Source organism: Micrococcus antarcticus (assembly GCF_044872765.1).
Classification (GTDB): Bacteria; Actinomycetota; Actinomycetes; order Actinomycetales; family Micrococcaceae; genus Micrococcus.
In genome coordinates, this window is record NZ_CP085253.1 from 2,319,534 (window position 1) to 2,344,311 (window position 24,778).

The 24,778-nt window shown below is 73.5% G+C and carries 22 protein-coding genes; 10 read left to right on the forward strand and 12 right to left on the reverse strand.

Translation table 11 applies throughout. From position 1 onward, the window contains the following. Nucleotides 1-45: 45 nt before the first annotated feature. Together LG274_RS10825 and LG274_RS10830 are read left to right on the forward strand one after the other, a co-directional pair. A complete protein-coding gene (locus LG274_RS10825) occupies nucleotides 46-1,461 on the forward strand; it encodes a PhoH family protein (protein WP_248115433.1) in 1,416 nt (471 codons plus the stop codon). Between the two features lie 351 nt (nucleotides 1,462-1,812). Then, nucleotides 1,813-2,322 carry a prepilin peptidase gene (locus tag LG274_RS10830; protein ID WP_298714090.1) on the forward strand — a complete coding sequence of 170 codons (510 nt, stop codon included), beginning with the start codon at nucleotides 1,813-1,815 and terminating at the stop codon, nucleotides 2,320-2,322. A 208-nt stretch (nucleotides 2,323-2,530) separates the two neighbouring features. Here the strand turns inward: LG274_RS10830 and LG274_RS10835 are convergent, their stop codons facing one another. From LG274_RS10835 to LG274_RS10845, 3 genes are all read right to left on the reverse strand, one after another. Further along, nucleotides 2,531-3,952 (reverse strand): class II fumarate hydratase, encoded by a 1,422-nt coding sequence (locus LG274_RS10835; RefSeq protein ID WP_248115435.1) that lies wholly within the window; start codon nucleotides 3,950-3,952, stop codon nucleotides 2,531-2,533. Between the two features lie 122 nt (nucleotides 3,953-4,074). Further along, nucleotides 4,075-4,737, reverse strand: a complete 663-nt coding sequence (locus tag LG274_RS10840) for a carbonic anhydrase (protein ID WP_404464405.1) — start codon at nucleotides 4,735-4,737, stop codon at nucleotides 4,075-4,077. After that, nucleotides 4,734-5,336 carry a DUF4245 domain-containing protein gene (locus LG274_RS10845; RefSeq protein WP_248115436.1) on the reverse strand — a complete coding sequence of 201 codons (603 nt, stop codon included), beginning with the start codon at nucleotides 5,334-5,336 and terminating at the stop codon, nucleotides 4,734-4,736. Before LG274_RS10845 ends, LG274_RS10840 begins: the two co-directional genes overlap by 4 nt. Nucleotides 5,337-5,429: 93 nt before the next feature. Between LG274_RS10845 and glpX the strand changes: the two genes are divergently transcribed. Beyond that, on the forward strand, nucleotides 5,430-6,443 hold the full coding sequence (gene glpX / locus LG274_RS10850; protein WP_248115437.1) for a class II fructose-bisphosphatase: 1,014 nt from the start codon (nucleotides 5,430-5,432) through the stop codon (nucleotides 6,441-6,443). Nucleotides 6,444-6,485: 42 nt separating this feature from the next. On the opposite strand, the gene manA is transcribed toward glpX, so the two are convergent. From manA to LG274_RS10870, 4 genes are all read right to left on the reverse strand, one after another. Next, nucleotides 6,486-7,730, reverse strand: a complete 1,245-nt coding sequence (gene manA, locus LG274_RS10855; protein ID WP_298714092.1) for a mannose-6-phosphate isomerase, class I — start codon at nucleotides 7,728-7,730, stop codon at nucleotides 6,486-6,488. 38 nt (nucleotides 7,731-7,768) lie between these two features. Then, nucleotides 7,769-9,421, reverse strand: coding sequence for an LCP family protein (locus LG274_RS10860; protein ID WP_404464408.1), 1,653 nt, complete (start codon nucleotides 9,419-9,421; stop codon nucleotides 7,769-7,771). Continuing rightward, nucleotides 9,421-9,912 (reverse strand): 5-(carboxyamino)imidazole ribonucleotide mutase, encoded by a 492-nt coding sequence (purE, locus tag LG274_RS10865; RefSeq protein ID WP_404466070.1) that lies wholly within the window; start codon nucleotides 9,910-9,912, stop codon nucleotides 9,421-9,423. Before purE ends, LG274_RS10860 begins: the two co-directional genes overlap by 1 nt. A gap of 74 nt (nucleotides 9,913-9,986) precedes the next feature. Then, nucleotides 9,987-11,231, reverse strand: a complete 1,245-nt coding sequence (locus LG274_RS10870) for a 5-(carboxyamino)imidazole ribonucleotide synthase (RefSeq protein ID WP_404464410.1) — start codon at nucleotides 11,229-11,231, stop codon at nucleotides 9,987-9,989. Nucleotides 11,232-11,414: 183 nt separating this feature from the next. Between LG274_RS10870 and LG274_RS10875 the strand changes: the two genes are divergently transcribed. Next, complete coding sequence (locus LG274_RS10875) at nucleotides 11,415-11,981, forward strand: GtrA family protein (protein WP_319075090.1); 567 nt, start codon at nucleotides 11,415-11,417, stop codon at nucleotides 11,979-11,981. Here LG274_RS10875 and LG274_RS10880 read toward each other — a convergent pair. Next, nucleotides 11,965-12,666, reverse strand: a complete 702-nt coding sequence (locus LG274_RS10880) for a TIGR03089 family protein (RefSeq protein WP_404464412.1) — start codon at nucleotides 12,664-12,666, stop codon at nucleotides 11,965-11,967. The two genes, LG274_RS10875 and LG274_RS10880, sit on opposite strands and share 17 nt — an antisense overlap. A gap of 94 nt (nucleotides 12,667-12,760) precedes the next feature. Here LG274_RS10880 and LG274_RS10885 point away from each other — a divergent pair, with 94 nt between their 5' ends. Then, nucleotides 12,761-13,321: a WhiB family transcriptional regulator gene (locus LG274_RS10885; protein WP_404464414.1), complete on the forward strand. Its 561-nt coding sequence runs from the start codon at nucleotides 12,761-12,763 to the stop codon at nucleotides 13,319-13,321. 30 nt (nucleotides 13,322-13,351) lie between these two features. On the opposite strand, the gene LG274_RS10890 is transcribed toward LG274_RS10885, so the two are convergent. Further along, nucleotides 13,352-13,915 (reverse strand): hypothetical protein, encoded by a 564-nt coding sequence (locus LG274_RS10890; protein ID WP_404464416.1) that lies wholly within the window; start codon nucleotides 13,913-13,915, stop codon nucleotides 13,352-13,354. A 75-nt stretch (nucleotides 13,916-13,990) separates the two neighbouring features. On the opposite strand from LG274_RS10890, the gene LG274_RS10895 reads away from it, so the two are divergent. The 3 genes from LG274_RS10895 (at nucleotide 13,991) to LG274_RS10905 (ending at nucleotide 17,294) form a co-directional block, all read left to right on the forward strand. Beyond that, nucleotides 13,991-14,344: a DUF3499 family protein gene (locus LG274_RS10895; RefSeq protein WP_404466072.1), complete on the forward strand. Its 354-nt coding sequence runs from the start codon at nucleotides 13,991-13,993 to the stop codon at nucleotides 14,342-14,344. 101 nt (nucleotides 14,345-14,445) lie between these two features. Continuing rightward, entirely contained in the window at nucleotides 14,446-16,014 is a 1,569-nt protein-coding gene (gene ahcY, locus LG274_RS10900; protein WP_404464418.1) for an adenosylhomocysteinase, read from the forward strand. Nucleotides 16,015-16,073: 59 nt separating this feature from the next. Then, complete coding sequence (locus LG274_RS10905; protein ID WP_404464420.1) at nucleotides 16,074-17,294, forward strand: TIGR01906 family membrane protein; 1,221 nt, start codon at nucleotides 16,074-16,076, stop codon at nucleotides 17,292-17,294. An 88-nt stretch (nucleotides 17,295-17,382) separates the two neighbouring features. On the opposite strand, the gene LG274_RS10910 is transcribed toward LG274_RS10905, so the two are convergent. From LG274_RS10910 to LG274_RS10920, 3 genes are all read right to left on the reverse strand, one after another. Next, the gene (locus LG274_RS10910; RefSeq protein ID WP_404464422.1) at nucleotides 17,383-18,471 is read right to left on the reverse strand and encodes an alkene reductase; all 1,089 of its coding nucleotides are present in this window, start codon (nucleotides 18,469-18,471) and stop codon (nucleotides 17,383-17,385) included. Between the two features lie 86 nt (nucleotides 18,472-18,557). Beyond that, nucleotides 18,558-20,393: an AMP-dependent synthetase/ligase gene (locus LG274_RS10915; RefSeq protein ID WP_404464424.1), complete on the reverse strand. Its 1,836-nt coding sequence runs from the start codon at nucleotides 20,391-20,393 to the stop codon at nucleotides 18,558-18,560. An 80-nt stretch (nucleotides 20,394-20,473) separates the two neighbouring features. Continuing rightward, nucleotides 20,474-22,108: a phospholipid carrier-dependent glycosyltransferase gene (locus tag LG274_RS10920; protein WP_248115448.1), complete on the reverse strand. Its 1,635-nt coding sequence runs from the start codon at nucleotides 22,106-22,108 to the stop codon at nucleotides 20,474-20,476. Nucleotides 22,109-22,236: 128 nt separating this feature from the next. Between LG274_RS10920 and rsmI the strand changes: the two genes are divergently transcribed. Continuing rightward, nucleotides 22,237-23,103: a 16S rRNA (cytidine(1402)-2'-O)-methyltransferase gene (gene rsmI, locus LG274_RS10925; protein ID WP_404464426.1), complete on the forward strand. Its 867-nt coding sequence runs from the start codon at nucleotides 22,237-22,239 to the stop codon at nucleotides 23,101-23,103. Nucleotides 23,104-23,222: 119 nt separating this feature from the next. Then, complete coding sequence (locus LG274_RS10930; RefSeq protein WP_404464428.1) at nucleotides 23,223-24,746, forward strand: NAD-dependent succinate-semialdehyde dehydrogenase; 1,524 nt, start codon at nucleotides 23,223-23,225, stop codon at nucleotides 24,744-24,746. The last annotated feature ends 32 nt before the right edge of the window (nucleotides 24,747-24,778 follow it).

Here is a 24,778-nt window from a genome sequence, read left to right on the forward strand (position 1 = left end):
GGCGGGCGCCGCCCGCCCTTCACCCCGGCACAGGAGGCACGCAGCATGGAGCAGCAGGCGCAGACCGCGGAGACGGGCACCCGGAGCCCGCGGGGGGACAGGGCGAGCGTGGGGGAGCGCTCCTATGTGGTGGACACCTCGGTGCTCCTCTCGGATCCGCGGGCGCTGCTGCGCTTCGCCGAACATGAGGTGATCCTGCCGCTTGTGGTGATCTCCGAGCTCGAGGCCAAGCGTGCCGATCCGGACCTGGGCTACTTCGCGCGCACTGCGCTGCGCATCCTCGACGACCTGCGCACGCGCCACGGCGCCCTGGACCGCGACGTCCCGCTCACGCCCGAGGGCGGGACCCTGCGGGTTGAGCTGAACCACGTCTCCACGGACGTCCTGCCGTTCGGCATCCGCGGGACGGACAACGACTCGCGCATCCTCGCCGTCGCGAAGGCCTTCGCGGACGAGGGGCGGGAGGTGACCGTGGTGTCCAAGGACCTGCCGATGCGCGTGAAGGCCGCGGCCATGGGCCTGTCCGCGGACGAGTACCGCCATGAGCTCGTGCGGGACTCGGGCTGGCGCGGCACCGTGGCCCTGCCGCTGGACGAGGAGCGGCTCGACACGCTGTACGAGGAGGGCGTGGTCTCCCTCGAGGGCGTGCCGCTCCCGGACCTGCGCGGCACGGGTGTGGAGGAGCGCCCGGGGCAGGAGCAGCCGGGCGCCGAGAGCCTCCCGGTGAACACGGGGCTGGTGCTCTCCTCGACGCGCGGCTCCGCACTCGCCCGCGTGGTCGACGGCGGTCGGGCGCGTCTGGTGCGCGGGGACAAGGACGTGTTCGGACTGCACGGCCGCTCGGCGGAGCAGCGCCTGGCCATCGACCTGCTGATGGACTCCAGCGTCGGGATCGTCTCGCTGGGTGGCCGCGCGGGCACGGGCAAGTCGGCCCTCGCGCTGTGCGCAGGCCTGGAGGCCGTCATGGAGCGCCGGGAGCACCGCAAGGTCGTGGTGTTCCGGCCGCTGTACGCCGTGGGCGGCCAGGAGCTCGGCTACCTGCCCGGCGGAGAGGGCGAGAAGATGGGCCCGTGGGCGCAGGCGGTGTTCGACACCCTCTCCGCGCTCGTCTCCCCGTCCGTGATCGATGAGGTGACGGACCGCGGGATGCTCGAGATCCTGCCGCTCACCCACATCCGCGGCCGTTCCCTGCACGACGCGTGGGTGATCGTGGACGAGGCGCAGTCATTGGAGCGCAACGTGCTGCTGACCGTGCTGAGCCGCATGGGCAGGAACTCCAAGGTGGTGCTCACCCACGACGTCGGCCAGCGGGACAACCTGCGCGTGGGCCGGCACGATGGGATCGCGGCCGTGGTGGAGACCCTGAAGGGGCACCCGCTGTTCGGGCACGTCACCCTCACCCGATCCGAGCGCTCGCCGATCGCGGCGCTGGTGACCGAGCTGCTCGAGGAGGAGCGCTGAGCGGGAGGCCGCGCCGGAGATGACAGAGGGGCCGCTGCACAAGGCAGCGGCCCCAACGGCGGGGGTGCTCGGCCCCGCGGAGGGGGGATTGGGGACCGAGGAAGCCCGCCACCATGGCCCCTCAAAAACGGGATCGGGGCCATGGAGTCTCAGGAATGATCCGACCCTGGGGCCTGACCATCACTGAACTGTAGCCCCACTCTTGCGGCAGACGCAACGTTGTGTTCCGTATGTGAGAGAGCTGACGGCGGGCCGGGAGAAGTGCGGCGCATCGGGATCCGCGGCCTGTGGATGAGCGGGTGCGCGCCAGGGAGACGGCCCTACGCTGGGCCGGGGAGGGGGGTGGTCCGCATGGGTTGGTGGGCGTGGGCGGTGGCTGCCGGGCACATCACGACGGCGGCGGTGTGGGTGCTGGCCGTCGCGTGGTTCGCGCTGTGCTGCGCGGTGCTCGTGCGGACGGACCTGCGGGAGCACCGGCTGCCGAATCGCTGGACCCTGCGGCTCGCGCTGGGCGGGCTCGTGGGGATGGCCGGGGGAGCGGCGCTCGCGGGACGGTGGGACCTCGTGGCGGGCGGCATGCTCGGCGGGCTCGGCTACGCCGTGGCGATGTTCGTGCTGCATCTGCTCAGCGGAGGCGGCCTCGGCATGGGCGACGTGAAGCTCGCCGCGGGCCTGGGCCTCTACACGGGCGTGGCCGGCGGGCCGGCCGCCGTGGTGGCGGCCGGCGTCGGGGCGATCCTGCTGGGCGGGCTCTCAGCGCTCGTGCTGGTGGCGCTGCGGCGGGCGAGCCGGTCCACTGCGCTGCCGTTCGGGCCGGCGATGGTGGCGGCGGCCGTCGGGGTGCTGGTGATGGTCCGCTGAGAGTCCTGACGACGTCCAGGGGGCGCGGCTCAGACTGGCGCCCGGGACGTCGTGGTCGGTCACGGCGGGTCCTTTCGAGACTCTTCGGCGCGGCCACCACAGATGCCAGAGTCGCCGACACCCCGACGCACAGCGAAGGCCACCCCCCGCCGGGAGGTGGCCTTCGTCGTCGTGGGTCAGGGCAGCGGCGCTCAGCCGCCCGGGAGGATCACTCCGGGTGCGTCATGGACATGGTGTCCAGGGCCTTGTCGAGCTGCTCCTCGGTGACCTCGCCGCGCTCCACGTAGCCGAGGTCCACCACGGCCTCGCGCACGGTCATCTTGTTCTTCACCGAGTGCTTGGCGATCGCGGCGGCGGCCTCGTAGCCGATCACCTTGTTCAGCGGGGTGACGATGGACGGGGAGGCGCCGGCCAGGAAGGTGCAGCGCTCCTCGTTGGCCTCGAGGCCGTCGATCATCTTGTCCGCCATCACGCGGGCGGTGTTGGCCAGCAGGCGGATGGACTCGAGCAGGTTGGCGGCCATCACGGGGATGCCCACGTTCAGCTCGAACGCGCCGTTGGTGGAGGAGAGGGCGATCGTGGTGTCGTTGCCGATCACCTGGGCGCACACCATGATGGCGGCCTCGCAGATCACGGGATTGACCTTGCCCGGCATGATCGAGGAGCCCGGCTGCAGGTCCGGGATCGCGATCTCGCCGAGGCCGGTGTTGGGGCCGGAGCCCATCCAGCGCAGGTCGTTGTTGATCTTCATGATCGAGTAGGCGATGTTGCGCAGCTGGCCGGAGGCCTCGATCAGGCCGTCGCGGTTGGCCTGCGCCTCGAAGTGGTCGCGGGCCTCGGTGATCGGCAGGCCGGTCTCCTCGGCGAGCAGCTCGATCACGCGGGCGGAGAAGCCCTTCGGGGTGTTGATGCCGGTGCCGACGGCGGTGCCGCCGAGGGGCACCTCGGCCACCCGGGGCAGGGAGGCGTCGATGCGCTCGATGCCGTAGCGCACCTGGGCGGCGTAGCCGCCGAACTCCTGGCCCAGGGTCACCGGGGTCGCGTCCATGAGGTGGGTGCGGCCGGACTTCACGATGCCGGAGAACGCCTCGGCCTTCTTCTCCAGTGAGGCGGCCAGGTGGTCCAGGGCCGGCTTCAGGTCGTTGATCAGCGCGCCGGTCACGGCCACGTGCACGGAGGTGGGGAACACGTCGTTGGAGGACTGCGAGGCGTTCACGTGGTCGTTCGGGTGGACGGTCTCCTCGGAGCCGGCCGCCTGGAGCGACTGCGTGGCGAGGTTCGCGAGCACCTCGTTGGTGTTCATGTTCGAGGAGGTGCCGGAGCCGGTCTGGAACACGTCGATCGGGTACTGGTCGTCGTGCTCGCCGGCGATCACCTCATCCGCGGCGGCCACGATCGCGTCCGCGCGCTCCTGGGAGATGATCCCGAGCTCGGCGTTCGCCTTCGCGGCGGCCTTCTTGATCTGGGCCAGCGCGTGGATGTGGGCGGGCTCGAGGGTCTTGCCGGAGATCGGGAAGTTCTCCACGGCGCGCTGCGTCTGGGCGCTGTAGAGCGCGTCGACCGGGACCTTCACCTCGCCCATGGTGTCGTGCTCGATGCGGAACTGCGGCTCACTGTTCTGTGCGGTCATGCCGCCATCCTAGTTCTCGGGCCCCACCGCGCACCGTCTTTCGCTTTCCCTCGGGAAACCGTCGTCTCGCCGTCACGACGGCGACGGGGAGACGACGATCTCCCGAACGAAAGTGCCGGGGCTCAGACCTCGAGGTCGCCGAGCACGCGGCCGGGCTGCGCGGTGCCCTCGGCCAGCGAGTAGGTCAGGCCGACAACGGCGGCGCGCCCGTCCCGGACAGCGCGGTACAGGGAGCGCGAGCTCTCCACGAGGCGGTCGCAGGTCTGGTCCACGTGCTCCGCGACCGTGCCGTCCACGTCCGTCACGCCGGCGCGCTGCGCGGCGAACACGGACGGGGTGATGCGCTCCACGAGTGAGCGGATGAAGCCGGCCGGCATCGTCCCGGTCTCGTAGGCCTCGACGGCGGCGGTCACCGCGCCGCACGAGTCGTGGCCGAGCACCACCACGAGCGGGATGTCCAGGACGTCCACGGCGTACTCGAGCGTGCCGAGCACGGCGTCGTCGATGACCTGGCCCGCCGTGCGGATGACGAACACGTCGCCGAGGCCCACGTCGAAGATGATCTCCGCGGCGAGGCGGGAGTCGGAGCAGCCGAAGATCGCCGCGATGGGCTCCTGCCCGGCGGTCAGGTGGGAGCGGCGCTCGGCGTCCTGGTTGGGATGGCCGGGGTCGCCCTCCACGAACCGGCGGTTGCCCTCCTGCAGGAGGCGCCAGGCCTCGGCCGGGGTGTGCGGGCGCCGGGCCATCGGGGCCGCGGCGGCGGCGGGCTTCTGGGGGGTGGTCATCGGATCTCCTTTGCAACGGCGCGGGCCAGGTCTTCCAGGACCTCGCGTCCGCCGGTGGTGGTCAGCACCACGATGCTGCCGTCCACCTCGGCCACGAAGTGCTGCTCGGCGGACTCCTTGGGCTCCATGTGCTGCCACGTGATCCCGTCCACGTCCACGGACTCCTCGGCCGGGGCGGTGCCCACGCGGAGCGCGAGCCAGGTGGGGTCGGCGTCCGCGGTCTGCCGCAGCCCGGCGAACACGGTGTCCGTCACCACCCAGCCGACGTCCCACGTCTGCAGCCCGTCCATCGGCTGCAGTCGCGCGTAGTTGGCGTACCAGGGCTCCGGGACCTCGGGGGCCAGGGCCGGGAGGGCGCCGTCGTCGTGAGGGACCGTGGCGGCGGCCTCCGCCACGTCCACCCGGTCCCCGGGAGCGCGCGGCGCGGGGTTCGGGTTGAGCGCGACCACCACGAGCACGAGGGCGAGGGTGGCGAGCACCGAGAGCAGCATGCCGATCCACGGCTGGTTGGCCCGCTGCGCCTGCTTGGCGGTCAGGACGGGGCGGGGCGCCGGCGCGGCCGGTGCGGTCTCGGGTGCGGGGGAGCTCACCCGAGGCATTCTGCCACTCCCGCCGTAGGATGACGGGGAGGGCAGAGCCGCCCACACGCCAGTCCGCAGCGACGGCGCACCGCGAGAAGGATCGGAGACACGATGACGAACGCGTCCTCGGAGAAGACCGGCTACGAGAACCATGTCCCGGACCGCAACCTGGCGATGGAGCTGGTGCGCGTGACGGAGGCGGCCGCCATCGCCGCGAGCCCGTGGGTGGGCTACGGCGACAAGAACAAGGCCGACGGTGCCGCCGTCGACGCCATGCGCTCCTTCATGGACACCGTGGCGATGGACGGCACCGTGGTGATCGGCGAGGGCGAGAAGGACGAGGCCCCGATGCTGTTCAACGGGGAGAGGGTCGGCGACGGCGCCGGCGCCCCCGTGGACGTGGCCGTGGACCCGATCGACGGCACCCGCCTCACCGCGATGGGCTACAACAACGCCCTCTCCGTGTTCGCCGTGGCCGAGCGCGGCACCATGTTCGACCCCTCCGCCGTGTTCTACATGGACAAGCTCGTGGTGGGTCCCGAGGCCGCCGACTTCGTGGACATGCGCCTGCCCGTGAAGCAGAACGTGAACCTCGTGGCCAAGGCCCTCGGCAAGCCCGTCTCCCAGGTGACCGTGTGCGTGCTGGACCGCCCGCGCCACGAGGGCCTCGTGAAGGAGATCCGCGCGGCCGGCGCCCGCGTGAAGTTCATCCTCGACGGCGACGTGGCCGGCGCGATCGCCGCGGCCCGCCCGGACACCGGCGTGGACATGATGATGGGCATCGGCGGCACCCCGGAGGGCATCGTCACCGCGTGCGCCATCAAGGCCACCGGCGGCGTGATCCAGGGCCGCCTGGCCCCCGTGGACGAGGCCGAGCGCCAGAAGGCCCTCGACGCCGGCCTGGACCTGGACGCCGTGCTCACCACGGACGAGCTCGTCACCTCGGACCACTGCTACTTCGCCGCCACCGGCATCACCGACGGCGACCTGCTGCGCGGCGTGCGCTTCGTGAACGGCCGCGTGCAGACCCAGTCGATCGTGATGCGCTCGAAGTCCGGCACCGTCCGCACCGTGGACGCCGAGCACGACGTCAAGAAGTGGGCCAAGTGGCTCGAGGAGCGTTGAGCCGCTGACCCCCACCCCCTGCCTTTTCGCTGGCGAAAGTGCTCAGTGGCGGGGCAGGCCCGCCGCGTGGACGGTCGCCGGGGCGCCGTCCGCGCTCGCGACGACGAGCGGGCCGCCCGCCGTCTCCGCGGCCGGCAGGAACACGGCCTCGCCCGGACCGAGCACGAGCTCCTGCCCGGCCAGGGCGAGCCGGGCCCGCCCCCGGGTGACCACCGCGAGCCCGGGGCCGGAGAGCGTCAGCGCGCGGTCGCCGTCGTCGTCGAGGGTGGCCTGCAGCAGCTCGAACTCCTCGAACGGCGGCCGGTACGCCACCACGGAGTCCGCCACGCGCTCGGGCTCGGTGTAGGGCACGGGCAACGCCTCGAACGCCACCACGCGCCGCAGCTCCGGGATGTCCACGTGCTTGACGGTCAGCCCCCCGCGCAGCACGTTGTCCGACGCCGCCATGACCTCCACGCCCAGCCCGTGCAGGTAGGCGTGCACGTTGCCGGCCGGCAGGTGCACCGCCTGGCCGGGGGCCAGGTCCACGCGGTTGAGCAGGACGGCCACGAGCACGCCCGGGTCGTCGGGGTGGTGCCGGGCCAGCTCGACGGCCGTGGCCAGCGCAGGATCCTGCAGGATCAGCTGCTCCGCGCCCTGCAGCGCCTCCACGGCCTGGGCCACGGCACCGGGGGCGGACCACGCGGACTCGCCGTCGAGCAGCGCGCAGAACGTCCCCTCCAGATCGCCCGTGGCGAGCGCCTGGCTCATGCGGGCGGCGGCGACGGCGGCCACGGACGTCTGCCCATCCGCGTACTCGGTGAGGGTCTGGGCGAGCCGCTCGAAGCTCAGGGAGGACTCCTCGGTGGGGCGGAAGCCGCACAGGGCGGAGAACTCCGTGAGGGCCACGAGCATCTCGGGCTTGTGGTTGTCGTCCTTGTAGTTGCGGTGCGGCGCGTCGCGCGGCACGTCCGCGGCCTCCTCGGCGGCGAACCCGGCGCGAGCCTGCTCGAGCGTGGGGTGGGCCTGGATGGAGAGCGGCTGCCCCGCCGCGAGCAGCTTCACGAGGTACGGCAGCCGCCCGCCGGGGGCCGCGGCTCCCAGCATGGCCTCGGGGTCCGCGGCCACGAGCTCGTCGAGGCCCACGCGCCGCCCGTCTCCCATCGGAACGGCGCACGGGGCGCCGGGGTGGGCGCCGAGCCACAGCTCCGCCTCCGGCTCACCGGTGGGCTCGCGGCCCTGCAGACCGGCCAGCAGGGTGGTGGAGCCCCACGCGTAGTCACGGATGATCGGCTCGAGGACTTGCATGCCCTCCAGCTTAGGCGAGGGGCATCGGGGCAGGCGGCTCAGGCCGGCGCGCACAGTCCGTTGGTCGAGGACACCAGGTTGAGCACGTCCTCCTGCCCGGCGTCCTCGGCCCGCATGAGGTCCTCGGCGGTGTAGGGCTGGCCGTCGGGCCGGGTGGGGGCCGCGGGCCAGGTGCTCGGGTCGTCCTTGTCCACGCCGTCCTCCTCCGCGGCGGCCTGGGACAGCACGGCGAGCAGCGGCAGCGGGCTCACGCCCGCCTCGCCCGTCCTGCCCGCCTCGCCCGTCCTGCCCGACGACGGCGCGTTCTCCGACGACGTGTCTGAGGAGGAGCCCGTCCCGGCGAGCGCCTCGTCCACGCGGCGGTGGACCTCGTCGTAGTCGGGGTAGGTGGTGAAGTGGTCTTCGGCGGTGCCGAAGTCCGGGGGGCCGATGGTCAGGCGCTCCATCTCCTGGCCGCGGGAGCGCTCGGCCAGGTCCACGAACGTGCCGAGCTGGCTCTGCGGCAGGTTGGTGGTGACCACCTGCTGGCCCGCCTTCAGGATCTCCTCGAAGCGGGTGAGCACGGTGGCCGGGGTGAACTGCTGCAGCATGGCGGCCTGCATGCACTGCTGGCGGCGGATGCGCGCGTAGTCCGAGGACCAGTGCCGCGAGCGTGCGAAGGCGAGAGCGTCTTCGCCGTTGAAGTGGTGCTCGCCCGGGGCCCACCACACGTTGCCCCACGCGCCGTCCGGGCGCTGTCCGCGGTGGGTGACGTACCCGCCTGAGACCACGTCCACGCCGCCCATGGCGTCGATCAGCTGGGCGAAGCCGCCCATGTCCATGAGTGCGTACCCGGTGATCTCCAGCCCGAGGATGCCGCCGGCGGCGTCCATCATGGCCTCCGCTCCGGGGTCGGCGGCCCCCGGGTAGAGGTCGGCGTGCTTCTTGGTGACGTCCATGTAGAGGGCGTTGAGGATGCAGTCGTCGCCGCAGGAGAAGCCGTCCGGGTACGCCTGCCACAGCGGCGAGTCCTGCGTGAAGGGCGCGTTCTGCAGGTTCCGGGGCAGGGAGAGCATCACCATCCGGCCGGTGCGCGCGTCCACGGAGGCCACGTGCATGGAGTCGGGCCGCAGCCCGGTGCGTCCCTCGCCGGCGTCGCCGCCCATCACGAGGATGTTGTAGCGGCCGTCGGCCTGGGCCACCGCCGGCCCGTCCCCGAACACCTGGCCGAGCGTGCTCCGGCCCGCGTTCATGGCCCAGCCGCCGTAGAGCAGCCCGCCGGTGGTGAGGAGCAGGGCGAGGATCGTGGACGCGGCGGTGAGGTTGCGCGCCCCGGGGGCGAGGAGGTTCACGCGGATCAGGCGGAAGGTGTCCACCCACAGCGCGCCCCAGCCCACGGCCAGCGCGACCAGCAGTGCGGAGAGCGCCAGCAGCACGGTGTCCTGAGCCAGGAGGTTCAGCAGGACGCCGCGGGCCGTCAGCCACAGCACGAGCCCCACGATCAGCACCGCCCACACGGCCATGGTCACGCGCAGCGCGAGGCGGCCGAGTCGGCGGCTGCCCGCCACCACCTGCGCGCCGCCGGGCACGAGGGCGGTGAGCGCCAGCAGGATGGCCCCGCGGCGGGTGCGCTCGGTGGGCGTGGCGGCGCGGGGGTCGCGGACGGGGTCCCGCACGGGATCCAGGCGGTCGGCGGCGGCGATGCTGCCCATCAGCGCTCGGCGGCCATCCGGTCTCGCAGGCGGGAGCCCTTGGCCTGGGCCTGGGCGTTGAGGCCGGCGGCGTGCGCCACCAGGGCGTCCCGCAGGCGGGCGGCCTCCGCGCCCTCGCCCGCGGCGAGGATGCGGGCGGCCAGCAGGCCGGCGTTCGCGGCGCCGTCCACGGAGACGGTGGCCACGGGCACGCCGGAGGGCATCTGCACGATCGAGAGCAGCGAGTCCATCCCGTCCAGGCTCTTGAGCTTCACGGGCACGCCGATCACGGGCAGCGGGGTGACGGCGGCCAGCATGCCGGGCAGGTGCGCGGCGCCGCCGGCGCCGGCCACGATCACGCGGATGCCGCGCTCGTGGGCGCGCGCCCCGAACTCGACCATCTCGTGGGGCATGCGGTGCGCGGAGACCACGCCCACCTCGACGGGCACGCCCAGCTCGCGCAGGGCCTCGGCGGCCGCGCTCAGCACGGGCCAGTCGGAGTCCGAGCCCATCACGACGGCGACGACGGGCGCCTCGTCCTGCAGCGGCTGGGTCAGGGGCGCGTCGGCCTGGGTCTCGGGTGCGCTCACGGGCGGGCCTCCGGGGTGTCGGACGCGGTGGCGTCGGGGGTGGCCGGGCGGGCGGACGACGACGGCGCCGCCTCCGCGCCGTCGCGCAGGATCGCCGCGGCGGACTCAGCCTCGGCGACGACGTCGGCGAGGGCCTCACCGGGCGCGGCGACCACGTTCACGTGGCCCACCTTGCGGCCCGGCGAGACGTCCTTGCCGTAGGTGTGGACCTTGGCCGCGGGGTGGGCCGCCATGGCCTCGGCGAAGCCGGCGTAGAGGTCCTCGCGCGCGCCGCCCAGGATGTTCTTCATCACCACGGTGCCGCGCGGGGCGGTCTCGCCCAGCGGCAGGCCGAGCACGGCGCGCACGTGCTGCTCGAACTGCCCGGTGACGGCGCCGTCCATGGACCAGTGCCCCGAGTTGTGGGGGCGCATCGCGAGCTCGTTCACCTGGAAGCCCGGGCCCACGCCGGGGGTCTCGAACAGCTCGACGGCCAGCATGCCGGTCACGCCGAGCTCCTCGGCGATCCGCGCGGCGGCGGCGCTCGCGGCCGCGGCCACGGCGGGGTCGAGGTCCGGCGCGGGGGCGATCACCAGGTCGCACACGCCGGCGGTCTGCACGGACTCCACCACGGGGTAGGCGGCGGCCTCGCCGGAGGGCGTGCGCGCCACCTGGACGGAGAGCTCGCGAGCGAAGGGCACGAGGGCCTCGGCCAGCAGGGGCGTGATGTCGGCCGCGAGCCACGTGCCCAGCGTGCCGTCCGCCGCGGACGCGCGGGCGTCGTCGGCGTCGTCCAGCGTGAGGACGCCCTTGCCGTCGTAGCCGCCGCGGGGGGTCTTCAGGATCATGGGCCAGCCGTGCTCGTCGCCGAACGCCACCACGTCCTCGAGCGTGTCCACCGCAGCCCACGCGGGGTTGGGCAGGCCCAGCCGCTCGACCGCCTCGCGCATCAGCAGCTTGTCCTGCGCGTACTGGAGCGCGTCCGGGCCGGGGTGCACGGCGACGTCGAGGGACTCCAGCGCGCGCAGGTGCTCGGTGGGCACGTGCTCGTGGTCGAAGGTGAGGACGTCCACGGTGGAGGCGAACGCGCGCAGCGTGGCCAGGTCCGTGTGGTCGCCCACCTCATGCGGGGCCACCTGGGCCGCAGAGGAGTCCTCCGCCTCCGCGAGGACGCGGAAGGGCACGCCCAGCTCCGCGGCCGGGGCCGCCATCATGCGCGCCAACTGGCCGCCGCCGATCACTCCGAGTCGAGGAAAAGTCACCTCGCCAGGGTAGTCCGGCGGTCTGGGAAGTCCGTCACTGATCTCTGTGAACCCGCCCACGCGCCCCGCCCGCCGCGCGTCGTCGCCCACACCCGGGGCTACAGTGTTCCCAGCCGTCCGGGGGGTCCGCTCTGCGCTCCCCCCTCTCTTCCCCTCCCCCATCCGAACGAGGTGCCCCCGCCCATGAACGATCTCTGGCAGCGCTTCACGGGGCTCGTCTCGATGCTCTGGCGCGAAGTCGCCAAGTTCGGCACCGTGGGCGCGCTGGCCTTCGTGATCGACTCCGCCGTGTTCTGGTGGCTCATGACCGGCCCCATGGAGGGCTCCAACGTCAAGGCGAAGATCTGGGCCGGCGTGGTGGCCACCCTCTTCAGCTGGGTGGCCAACCGCTACTGGACCTTCCGCCACAAGCGCCAGGCCAACGTGGTCCGCGAGCTCGTCATGTTCCTCGTGATGAACGCGATCGGCCTGGGCATCCAGGCCGGCTGCGTGTTCATCGCGCAGTACCTCATGGGCGTCACCGACCCCACGGGCCTGTTCATCGCCGGCAACGTGATCGGCCTCTTCTTCGGCACGACGTTCCGGTACTTCGCCTACCGCTTCTGGGTGTTCAAGGACGAGCTGGACGCCGAGCCGGGCTACGAGGGGGACATCGCCCTCCTCACGGGCCAGCTGCCGGTGCTCCACCACCACGACCGGCACCCGGGCGAGCCCATGCCCCAGGACGACGCCGTCACCCCCGAACGCTGACCGCCCGACCCGCGTCCCACGCCTCCAGGGCGTGACGCACGGAGGCGAGGCTGAGGCGCGCCCGCCCCGACCCCGTCGTGGCATCCCCCTTCTCCCCGACCTTCTCCCCGACGCCGTCGGCCCCCGCCGGCAGCATCCCCGGCGTCACGTGGTCCACGGGGCCGGGGAGCGCGTCCGGCTGCGCGCGGATCTCCGCCGCCACGTCCACGACGCCGGGCTCCAGGTCCGCGTCCCCGCCGAACTCGGGCTCGAGCCCGCGCGGCAGCGCGACGGCGAGCACCGCCGTCGCCGGGTCCGTCCAGTCCTGCGGCCGGTCGGTGAGCACCGCGGCGGGCGCGGGGGAGGGACCCGGGCCGGCGCCGCCGTCGTCGGGAGCCCCCGCCGAGAGCTCGGCGCCCGCACACAGCGCGCCGAGCGCGAGGGCGTGGGAGAGCCAGTGCTCGGGCAGGTCCACGTGCACGGCGTCACCGGGGGCGATGCCCTCGTCCGCCAGCAGGCCGGCCGCCTTCGCCGCCCAGTTCACCGTGACCGCGCCGGAGAGCTCGATGCGCTGGTCCACGGCGCCGTGCTCGTCCGCCGCGGGGGCGCCGGCCGGGGAGGGCTCCTGCACGATCGCGGGGCGCGGGGAGGAGGCGAGGCGGGCCACGAGCGGGCCGCCGGAACGGGGCGTGGAGAGGGAGACCATGGGGCCAGTGTGGCACCCTTCCCGCGGGGCGGATCGGCCTCGGCGGCTGCGAATCACACCCGTGTAACTCCCCGTGTAGGGTGTGCTCTGAACCATGCACGCAACGCCCCGGGAGGCCGTCATCATGGAGAGCATGCAGCGCGCCGAGGACGCATTCGCGGGGGAGTCGCGTCAGGCCGCCGCTCGCGCCCGCGCCGTGCCGAGCGACTGGTTCCTGGACCCCGCGGATCCGGCCGCCGGCTGGGCGCAGGAGGAGGGCCTGGAGGCGCAGGCCTCGGCCTTCCTCGCCGCCCACGACGTCGACGACGCCCCGCGTGCCACCGTCACCGCCCTCTTCCCGCAGCAGGTGCCGCAGCAGCCCGCGCCCGCTGTGGCCCCGGCCGTCGGATCCCCGTGGGAGGCGCTGCCCGGCGTCGTGACGGAGCCCGTGGAGGGCGACCTCGCGTGGCAGGTGGACGCGCTGTGCGCGCAGACGGACCCCGAGGCGTTCTTCCCGGAGAAGGGCGGCTCCACGCGCGAGGCCAAGAAGGTGTGCGCCGCGTGCGACGTGCGCCGCCAGTGCCTGGACTACGCCATGGCGAACGACGAGCGCTTCGGGATCTGGGGTGGGCTCTCCGAGCGGGAGCGCCGCCGCCTGCGCCGTGAGCGCGGCTGAGTCCCAGGGCCGTCCGGCCCGCACTGCGGGCTAGGCCCGGCCCCAGCTCGGGTCCAGCACCTGAGGGTCCACGCCGAGGGCCTGCGCACACCGGCTCAGCGCCACGCCGTAGACCGCGCCGTCCAGGTCCCCCGGGTCCGCCGACTCCATGAGGGGACGCTCGAACAGGGTGAGCAGCACGCCGTCCGGGCCCTCGCGCTCCGCCCGCGCGAACAGCGACTCCTCGTCCTGCTCCGCGCCCGCATGGAGCAGCCGCAGCCGTTCCTCCAGGCGGTCCGGGATGCGCTCGACGCGCACGGTCACGCGGGCCAGGCCCGGCGCCTCGAGGTCGCCCAGGCGCTCCACCGCCTTCTCGACGGCCGTCAGCAGCGCCTCGCTGCGGCCGCGCTCCGAGCGGGCCCCGAAGGGGCGTGGGTGTCGGAGCCCGCGGGCGTGGCGGTCGCGCAGGCCGGAGCGACGGCGCCGTCGTCGCCTGCCGGCCGCCGGGGAGCCGTCGTCCGCTCCGCTGCCCGCGCCCGTCCCGTCGCGCGGCGCGTCACCCGTTCCGCCGCCCGGCACGGGCGCGAGGGGGTCGAGAGGGTCCGGCGCGGTCATGCGGACACTGTAGGACACGAGGCCCGGGGCGGGCCCGGCGCCCGGGGCCGAGTAGGCTGGGTCGCCGTGGGAGCCATGCGACGCTGCAGCAAGACCGGATGCCAGGGGGACGCCCTGGCCACGCTGACGTACAACTACGCGGACTCCACGGTGGTGATCGGCCCGCTCTCGCGCCGCGCCGAGCCCCACACCTACGACCTCTGCGGCGAGCACGCCCGCCGCACCACCGCCCCCCGCGGGTGGGAGGTGCTGCGCCTCGCGCTGCCCGAGCGCTACGAGCCGGTCGCGCCGCAGGGCGCCGCCGGCGCCGTGCCCCCGGCCGAGGCGCCGCCCACGCCGTCCGCCTGCGCCGCTCCGCCCGCGCCCGCCGCGCGCCCGGGCCTGCGCCTCGTCCGCGACGAGGGGCCCGAGAATCCGGTGCACTCCTGACACCTTCAGGCCGCCCCCGGGGGAGCTGACCGGTGACGGAGCCGCCGACGATTCTGTGGGCACCCGGCCCGCGGGGGCGCCCACGTCGGTAGGCTGACCGCATGACTGAGACCCCCGCCAGCCCCGCCGTGCCCCGCACCCCCGACGTCGACCCGGCCTACGCCAACCGCGCCACCGTCCCCGGCGCCACGTTCGACTTCACGGTCCGCGACCTGGGCCTGGCCGAGGCCGGCCGCCACCAGATCCGCCTCGCCGAGCACGAGATGCCGGGCCTGATGTCCCTGCGCGAGGAGTATGCCGAGTCCCAGCCGCTCGCCGGCGCGCGCATCGCCGGCTCGCTGCACATGACCGTGCAGACCGCCGTGCTGATCGAGACCCTCACCGCGCTCGGCGCCGAGGTCCGCTGGGCCTCCTGCAACATCTTCTCCACGCAGGACGAGGCCGCGGCCGCCGTCGTGGTGGGCTCCGGCACCCCGGAGGAGCCCGCGGGCGTGCCCGTGTTCGCGTGGAAGAACGAGTCCCTGACGGACTACTGGTGGACCGCCTCCCAGATCCTCACGTGGCCCGGCGCCGCCGAGGACCCGGAGAAGGGCCCCAACATGATCCTGGACGACGGCGGCGACGCCACCCTGCTCGTGCACAAGGGCGTGGAGTTCGAGGCCGCCGGCGCCGTGCCGTCCGCCACCGAGGACGACCCGGAGGAGTACCGCATCGTCCTCGAGACCCTGCGCCGCTCCCTCGAGGAGGACCCCCAGCAGTGGACCCGCACCGCGGAGACCCTGCGCGGCGTCTCCGAGGAGACCACCACGGGCGTGCTGCGCCTCTACCAGCTGGCGCAGGAGGGCACGCTCCTCTTCCCGGCCATCAACGTGAACGACTCGGTCACGAAGTCCAAGTTCGACAACAAGTACGGCATCCGCCACTCGCTGCCGGACGGCATCATGCGCGCCACGGACGTGCTGATCGGCGGCAAGGTGGCCGTGGTGTGCGGCTACGGCGACGTCGGCAAGGGCGCCGCGGAGGCGCTGCGCGGCCAGGGGGCCCGCGTGATCGTCACGGAGATCGACCCGATCTGCGCGCTCCAGGCCGCGATGGACGGCTACCAGGTGGCCACCCTCGACGACGTCGTGGGCCTCGGCGACATCTTCGTCACCACCACGGGTGGCAAGGACATCATCATGGCCGAGGACATGCTGCGCATGAAGGACAAGGCCATCGTGGGCAACGTTGGCCACTTCGACAATGAGATCGACATGGCCGGCCTGGGCCGCGTGCCGGGCGTGGTGAAGACCGAGATCAAGCCGCAGGTCCACGAGTGGACGTTCGAGGCCGGCACGGACGCCGAGCGCTCGATCATCGTCCTCTCCGAGGGCCGCCTGCTGAACCTCGGCAACGCCACCGGCCACCCGTCCTTCGTGATGTCCGCGTCCTTCACCAACCAGGTGATGGCGCAGATCGAGCTGTTCGGCGGCTCCACCGGCACCGGCGCCCTCACCGGTCAGCACTACGAGAAGCAGGTCTACACCCTGCCGAAGATCCTCGACGAGAAGGTGGCGCGCCTGCACCTGGACGCCCTCGGCGTCGGGCTCTCGGAGCTGTCCAAGGCCCAGGCCGAGTACCTCGGCGTGGACGTGGCCGGCCCGTACAAGTCCGACCACTACCGCTACTGACCCCCTCGCGCCGCGGAGCCTCCGGGGTGCCCACCGCAGGACCGATCAAGGAGACACCCATGAGTTCATTCCCGGCGGGCCGCGGGCGCGAGGAGCGCTCCGGGTCCGGCAGTGCCGACTCCGGAGAGTTCGAGTCCGGCCTGGACTACGGCGCCTTCGCGGAGGATGAGCCGCAGACCGACCGCACGCAGGCGCTGCCGCGCACGGGCGCGGACGGAGGCGACCAGCACACCACCGCCCTGGACCCGGACGAGCTGGCCCGCCTGCGCGGCGCCGACGCCCCGTCCGGGGCAGCGGGGTCCTCGGCGGCGGCCCCGGCCGAGGACATCGTGGCCTCGCGGCCGGTGGCCAGCACCACGCCCCTGCACGTCGAGGAGCCGGCGCGCCGCACCGCGCCCATGGAGGCCGTGGCCCCCGCCGCGGCCGCCCCGGCGTGGCCGGGCGCTGCGGGCGCGCCGGCGGCGGGCGGCCGCCCGGCGGCGGGCGGCCGCCCGGCGGGCGCCGTGGCCGAGGGGCCGAGCCCCGAGGAGCGGGCGCGGCTGCCCAAGGGTGGCCCGCGCGTCGCGCAGACGCTGCTGGCCATCCTGGCGCCGCTCTGGCTGCTGCTGACCGCCGTGAAGCTCGTGGCGAGCCCGGCGTTCCTGTGGCTCGAGTACCACCGGCCCGGCTTCCCGGCGGACCGCTTCGGCTTCACCATGGACGACCGCATGCACTACGGATCCGCGGGCCTGGACTACCTGGGCAACCTGGCGGGCACGCGCTACCTCTCGAGCCTGACGCACGAGGGGGCGCCGCTGTTCACGGAGCCGGAGATCGCCCACATGGCGGACGTGAAGACCGTGATGCTGTGGGCCACTGTGGCCCTCGTGGTCCTGACCGTGCTGTGCATCCTGCTGATCGTGCACCTGCTGCGGAACAGCCCGGGCGGGGTGCGCCGCGCCCTCTTCGCGGCGGCCGCCTGGTTCCTCGTGGCCCTCATCGTGCTGGCCGTCCTGGCCGTCATCGGCTGGTCCTCGTTCTTCGCGGGCTTCCACTCGCTGTTCTTCGCGGACGGCACCTGGACGTTCTCCGTGCAGGACGCGCTGATCCGCCTGTACCCCAGCCAGTTCTGGATCGACGCCGCCGTCGCGGTGGGCCTCCTCAGCCTGCTGACCGCCCTGCTCACGCTCGTCTTCACCTGGCCGACGCGCCGCCGTCGCGAGCGCACCGCGGACCAGCGCAGTGCCTTCGAGTCCACGCGCCTGCGCTGGGCCCGCGAGGAGGACGCGCAGCTGCGGTGACGGGCCGCTGAGGCCCCCGCACGAACGCGCCCCGCCCCCCCCCTGTGATGGGAGGCGGGGCGCGGTGCGTCCGGCGGGTGTGCGGGTCTCAGGAGGACGGGGACCCGTCCACGAACGGGTAGTCCGTGTAGCCGTGCGCCCCGCCCGTGTAGAACGTCGTCGGGTCCGGCTCGTTGAGGGGCAGCCCCTCGCGCCAGCGGCGCGCCAGGTCCGGGTTGGCGATCAGCTCGCGGCCCACGGCCGCCGCGTCGGCCAGGCCGTCCTCCACGATCCGGCGGGCCTCCTCCAGGCCCGTGACCGCGCCGAAGCCGCTGTTGAGCACCAGGGGCCCGGAGAAGGACTCGCGCAGGTGCGCCGCGAGGTCACCGGCCACGTCCTGGTGGAGGACGGAGAGGTAGGCCAGGTCCAGGTCGGCGAGGCCGGCCAGGAGCGCCTCGTAGGTGGCCAGGACGTCCGCCCGGTCCTCCTCGAGGGTGCCCTGCACGTTGTGCTCGGGGGAGATGCGCAGGGCGGTGCGCTCGGCGCCGATGGCCTGGGCGACGGCGCGCACCACCTCCACGGTGAGGCGCGCCCGGTTCTCCGGGGAGCCGCCGTAGGCGTCCTCGCGGGTGTTGCTGGAGGGCGCCAGGAACTCGTGGAGCAGGTACCCGTTGGCGCCGTGGACCTCCACGCCGTCGAGCCCGGCCTCGACGGCCCGGCGGGCGGCGTCGGCGAATTCGGCCACCACGCGGGGCAGCTCCTCCGTGTCCAGGGCGCGGGGCACCGGCCCCTCCATCTTGCCGCTGAACCCGCGCACCGGCACCCCGGGGGCGATGGCGCTGGGGGCCTCCGGCTCCGCGCCGCGCAGCAGGTCCGGATGGCACATGCGCCCGCCGTGCATGACCTGGACGAACACGTGTCCGCCGGCCTCATGGACGGCCTGCGCCACGGCACGCCACCCCTCGGTCTGGGCGTCGTCGGCGAGGCCGGTCTGGCCGGGGAACGCCCGGCTGCGGAAGGAGGGGAAGGCGCCCTCGGTGACGAGCAGTCCGGCAGTGGCGCGCTGGGCGTAGTGCTCGGCGTGCAGCTCGGTGGGGACGCCGTCCGCGCCCGCCCTCTGGCGGGTCAGGGGGGCCATGACGATGCGGTTGTCCAGGCGCAGGGCGCCGACGTCCAGAGGGTCGAACAGGGAGGGCACGGTGGTTCCGATCGCTCGGGGAGATGGTCCTCCGCGCCAACCGGCCGCCGCCGGAGGTTATTCCGGAGGCACGGCCGCGCCGCGTCTCATCGGCGGTAGAGCGCCTCGATGTCCGCGGCGTAGTCGGCGAGCACCTGGGAGCGCTTGAGCTTCTGGGACTGCGTCATGTGGCCGGAGGCCTCGGTCAGCTCGTGGTCCAGGATGAGGAAGCGGCGGATGGACTCGGCGCGGGAGACGCCCGCGTTGACGGCGTCCACCTGCTCCTGGATCGCCGCCAGGACGGCGGGGTGCGTCGCGGCCTCCTCCAGGGTGAGGTCGAGCTCGCGGTCCATGCTCCAGCGCTTGAGCTCGTCCGGGTCCAGCGTCAGGAGCGCGCCGACGAAGGGGCGGTCGTCGCCGACCACCACGACGTGCCCCACGAGCCGGTGCTCGCGCAGCTTCTCCTCCATGGGCGCCGGGTAGACGTTCTTGCCGCCCGCGGTGACGATGATGTCCTTCTTGCGGCCGGTGATCCGCAGGAAGCCGTGCTCGTCGAGGGAGCCGAGGTCGCCGGTGCGGAAGAAGCCGTCCTCCATGACCGCGGCGCTGGCCTCGGGCTGCTCGTGGTAGCCGCCGAACACCACCGGGCCGGAGAGCAGGATCTCCCCGTCCTCGGCGATGCGCACGGTCACGCCGGGCACGGGGAGGCCCACGGTGCCCACGCGCATGGCGGCGGGGATGTTCACGGTGGCGGGCGCCGTCGTCTCGGTGAGGCCGTAGCCCTCCACGATCGGCACGCCGACGCCACGGAAGAAGTGCACCAGCTCGGAGGAGAGCGCGGAGGCGCCTGAGACGCAGGAGACGACCTCGCCGCCCAGCGCCTGACGGATCTTGCGGTAGACCAGGCGGTCGAAGAGGGCGTGGCGGGCGCGCAGCGCGCGGGAGGGGCCGGGGCCGCCGTCGTACGCGCGGGCCTCCTCGGCCTCGGAGAACGCGATGGCCGTCTGCTTCGCGGCGGCGTAGATCCGTCCGGTCCCGGCGCGCTCGGCATTGGCCGCGACGCCGGCCTCGAGCTTCTCGAACACGCGCGGCACGGCGAGCAGCCAGGTCGGGCGGTAGGAGGGCAGGTCCTGCATGAGCGTGGCGGGGGAGGGGGCGTGCGCCACCTGGATCCGCGCGTAGAGGCAGATGACCTGCACGGCGTGGGCCAGCACGTGCGCGAGCGGCAGGAACATCAGGGTTCGGGAGTGGAGGCCCGGCCCCCACTGGACGACGTCGCGCGCGAAGTGCAGCTCGTTGATCGCGGCCGCCGCGAAGTTCCCATGGGTGATGATCGCGCCCTTGGGCGAGCCCGTGGTGCCGGAGGTGTAGACGATCGAGGCGGGGTCGGCGAGGGACGGGCGCGCGCGGGCGGCCTCGAGGTCCTCGGGGGCGACGGCGGCGCCGTCCTCCTCGAGGGCGGCCAGGCCCGCCTCGGACAGGGGGAACAGGTCCAGCTCGACGTCGGCCGACGTCGCCGCGGCGCGGGCGAGGTCGCCGAGCGTGTCATCGGCGTGGGCCAGGACGCGGGTCCCGGAGTCGGCGAGGATGTGGCGGACCTGGCTCTCGGAGGAGGTCTCGTAGATCGGCACGGAGACCGCGCCGGCGAACCACACCGCCTGGTCGAGGACAGCCCACTCGTAGCTCGTGGGGGCGAAGATCGCGACCCGGTCGCCGGGGGCCACGCCGCGGGCGATCAGTCCCCGCGCGACGGCCCGGACGCGGTCCAGAAAGGCGCCGAAGCGGACGTCCGTCCAGCCGCCGGCGCCGTTGCGCAGGGCGTAGACGGGCGCCGTCGGGTCCTCGGAGCACGAGGCGAGGATGAGGTCGGTGAGGTTGCTGTCCGCGGGAGGCATCGCCACGAGGTCGGTGGCGGACTCGGTGAGCGGGCTGGAAGTGGTCACCCCCCGAGGGTAGCCATACCGGTGGTCGCCGTCAGTTCCATGTACCCACGGCAGGGCAGGCTATGTCAGGCCGGGGTCGCTCAGATCCAGCTGCTGAACCACATGCGCCAGCGCCACTGCGGGTAGGGGATGGTCTCGCCAATCCACACGGGCAGGAAGAACAGGGACACGGCGACGGCGAGCGCCACGTACGCGGCGACGATCGCCCCGCCCCAGCGCGGGCCGGGCCGATGGCCGGGGCGCAGCAGCAGGGAGAGGACGAGCACGATCATCAGGATGAGGAAGGGCTCGTAGGCGATCGAGTAGAAGAAGAACATGGTGCGCTCGGGCCACAGGAACCACACGATCTGCCCGGCCACGTAGGCGCCCAGGAGGGCGCCGGCACGCCAGTCGCGGTACCGGACGAGCACGGCCAGGCAGACGAGCACGGCCGCCAGGCCGGTCCACCACACGAACGGGTTGGCGATGTCCGTGATGGCCGCCGCGCAGTCCGCGGCGGCGCTCGCGGGACAGCCGTCCTCCCCGGGCTTGCCGCCCTCGTAGTAGTAGCTGACGGGGCGCCCCATGAAGGGCCATGTGTACGGGCTGGCGCCGTAGTCGTGGGGGCTCGTCAGGCTCTCGTGGAACGCCGTGGACTCGAGGTGGTAGTGCACCAGCGAGCGCAGCGGTCCGGGCACCAGCGCCGCCGGCCCCTGCGCCGGGTTCTCCTCCGCCCAGTGCCGGTGGTAGCCGCCGTCGGTCACGAACCAGCCGGTCCACGAGGCCAGGTACGTCAGCGCGCCGCCGCCCACGACGGACGCGAACGCCAGGAATCCGTCCCGGCGCACGGCCGCGCTGATCCACTGGCGGATGCCTGCGGTCCGGCGGGCCTCCATGTCCCACAGCACCGTGAGCAGGCCGAACACGGCCATGAAGGCCAGCCCGGAGAGCTTCACGGCGCAGCCCGCGCCCAGCAGCAGCCCGGCCAGCAGGCGCCAGGGCCGCCAGCCCAGCCACGGGCCGGTGGCGAGGGGGTCGGGGTGGCCGCGCCCGACGTCGCGGGCGATGCGCGCGGCCAGCTGCCGCCGCCCGTGCACGCGGTCCGCCAGGAGTGCCGCGAAGGCGGCGATCACGAAGAAGGAGAGGAACATGTCCAGCAGGCCGATGCGGGACATCACCAGGTGGTGGCCCTCGGTGGCGAGCAGCAGCCCGGCGACGGCGCCGAGGGCGACGGAGCGGAACAGGTGCTGGGCGATCAGCGTGGTGATCAGCACGGAGAGCGTGCCCGCCACCGCCGCGCTGAACCGCCATCCCACGCCGTTGTCCGCGCCGAAAGCCAGCATGCCCAGGCCGATCAGCCACTTGCCCAGCGGCGGGTGGACCACGTAGGCGGGGTCGGGGAGCGGCTCGGCCTCGCCGCGGGCGAAGGCGTCGTTCACGTCCTCCTCCCAGCGGCGCTCGTAGCCGGACTCCAGGAGGGAGTAGGCGTCCTTGGGGTAGTAGGTCTCGTCGAAGATCAGCTGGTCCGGGAAGCCCAGATTGGTGAAGCGGACGACGGCGGCCAGCGCCGTGACCAGCAGCGGCACGATCCAGTGCCAGCGGGTCAGCGCCGCGTCGGGGACGCCCAGGCGCTCGCGGAGGGCGGGCGCGGAGAACGGCGCGCGACGGGCGGCATGCGCCCCCCGAGGGACGGCAGGGCCGGACGACGGGCGCGAGGCGAGGGCGGAGGCGGGCACGCGCCCATGCTACGGGGGCGGTGCGGCAGGGCGGGGGCCGCCGGGGAGGCGTGAAGGACGGCGACGCAGAGAGCGGCCCCCGCGTAGTCTCGAACGCGTCCCCGTCCCCTCCCCTCAGGAGCCCCATCGTGACTCACGGCCGTGTCATCTTGGCCGCCACGCCCATCGGCAATCTCGGGGACGCCTCCGCGCGGCTGCGGGAGCTGCTCGCCGAGGCGGACGTGATCGCCGCCGAGGACACGCGCACCGCGCGGCACCTCTGCCAGGCGCTCGGGGTGAGCGCCACGGGCCGCTTCCTGGCCCACCACGAGCACAACGAGGAGGCCTCCGCCCGGGGGCTGCTGGAGCAGGTGCGTGCCGGCGCCACCGTGGCCGTGGTGTCGGATGCCGGCATGCCGACGGTCTCCGACCCCGGCTACCGGCTCGTGGCCGCCGCCGTCGCCGAGGGGATCCCCGTGACGTGCGCGCCCGGGCCGAGTGCGGTCACCACGGCGCTTGCCCTGTCCGGCATGCCCACGGACCGCTTCGCCTTCGACGGCTTCCTGCCCCGCAAGGACGGCGACCGGCGCCGTCGCTTCGAGGAGATCCGGGGCGAGGCGCGGACGGTGGTGTACTTCGAGTCGCCGCAGCGGATCGCGGGGGCACTCGCCTTGCTGGCCCAGACGCTGGGCCCGCAGCGGCCGGTGTGCGTGGCGCGGGAGCTGACGAAGCTGCACGAGGAGGTCGTGCGCGGCTCGGCCGAAGAGGTCCTCGCCTGGGCGCGAGAGCGCGAGGCGAGCCAGGTCGGGATCCGGGGGGAGATCGTGCTCGTGGTGGGGCCGGCGTCGGCTGCGGACGAGGCCGAGGACGTCAGCGAGGCGGACGCCGTCGCCGAGGTGGGGGTGCTGGTGGATTCCGGCACCCGGCTGAAGGAGGCGGTGGCCGCCGTCGCGAGCGCGCACGGGCTGCGCAGCCGGGATCTCTACCAGGCGGTGCTGGCGGCGCGCGCTGGCTAGGATCCCAGGTGGGCGCCGCGTGCCGCGCGCGTCGGAATAGGACGGGTCACCAGGCGGTTGACCTGCGCGTGTGCGGGATGCCGTTCGGCCCCCGCGACCGAGTTGAAAGAGGTGCACCCATGACCGTGACCCCCGAGCGCGAGAAGACCCTGCTGGAGTCCGTCCCCACGGGCCTGCTGATCGACGGGGAATGGCGCGACGCCTCCTCCGGCAAGACCTTCGACGTGAAGGATCCGGCCACCGGCAAGGTCATCGCGAGCCTGCAGGACGCGAACTCCGACGACGCCATGGCCGCCTTCGACGCCGCGTGCGCCGCGCAGGCCGACTGGGCCCGCACCCCGGCCCGCGAGCGCGCGGACATCCTCCGCCGCGCCTACGACATGATCAACGAGCGCGCCGAGGACTTCGCGCTGCTCATGACCCTCGAGATGGGCAAGCCGCTGGCCGAGGCCCGCGGTGAGGTCGTCTACGGCAACGGGTTCCTCCGCTGGTTCTCCGAGGAGGCCGTCCGCCACTACGGGCGCACCCTCACCATGCCGGAGGGCACCCTGAAGATGCAGGTGCACCACAAGCCGGTCGGCCCGTGCCTGCTCATCACCCCCTGGAACTTCCCGCTGGCCATGGCCACGCGCAAGGTCGGCCCCGCCGTCGCCGCCGGCTGCACCATGGTGCTCAAGGCCGCCAAGCTGACCCCGCTCACCACCCAGCTCTTCGCGCAGGTGCTGATGGACGCCGGCCTGCCCAAGGGCGTCCTCAACGTGGTCTCCGGCTCCTCCGCGTCGGCCATCTCCGGCCCGATCATGCAGGACTCGCGCCTGCGCAAGGTCTCCTTCACCGGCTCCACCCCGGTGGGCGTGCGCCTGATGAAGGACGCCGCGGACAACGTGCTGCGCACCTCCATGGAGCTCGGCGGCAACGCCCCGCTGATCGTGTTCGAGGACGCGGACCTGGACAACGCCGTGGACGGGGCCTTCGCAGCCAAGATGCGCAACATGGGCGAGGCCTGCACCGCGGCCAACCGCTTCCTCGTGCACGAGGACGTCGCCGAGGAGTTCACGCAGAAGTTCGTCGCCAAGCTGGAGGCCCTCAAGCCCCTGCGCGGCACCGATCCGGAGTCCACGCTCGGCCCGATCATCTCCGAGGACGCCCGCGAGGACATCCACGCGCTCGTCAGCGAGGCCGTCGAGGCCGGTGCCGAGGTGCTCACCGGCGGGCAGAAGATCGAGGGCGACGGCTACTTCTACGCGCCCACCGCGCTGAAGGTCCAGAAGGGCAACCCGATCCTGAAGCAGGAGATCTTCGGCCCCGTGGCCCCGATCGTCACCTTCTCCACTGAGCAGGAGGCCATCGAGATGGCCAACGACACCGAGTACGGCCTGGCCTCCTACCTGTTCACCCGCGACTACACCCGCATGTACCGCGTGGCCGAACAGATCGAGTTCGGCCTCATGGGCTACAACGTGGGCGTCATCTCCAACCCGGCGGCCCCGTTCGGCGGCATGAAGCAGTCCGGCCTCGGCCGCGAGGGCGGCGCCGAGGGCATCGAGGAGTACACCACGGTGCAGTACATCGGCATCGCCGACCCCTACGCGGACGCGCCGGCCCCGGCCGCTCCGCAGGACGGCGCGGTCAACGCCGACTGACCTCTCGCCGAGCGCATGACGCGGCCCGCCGC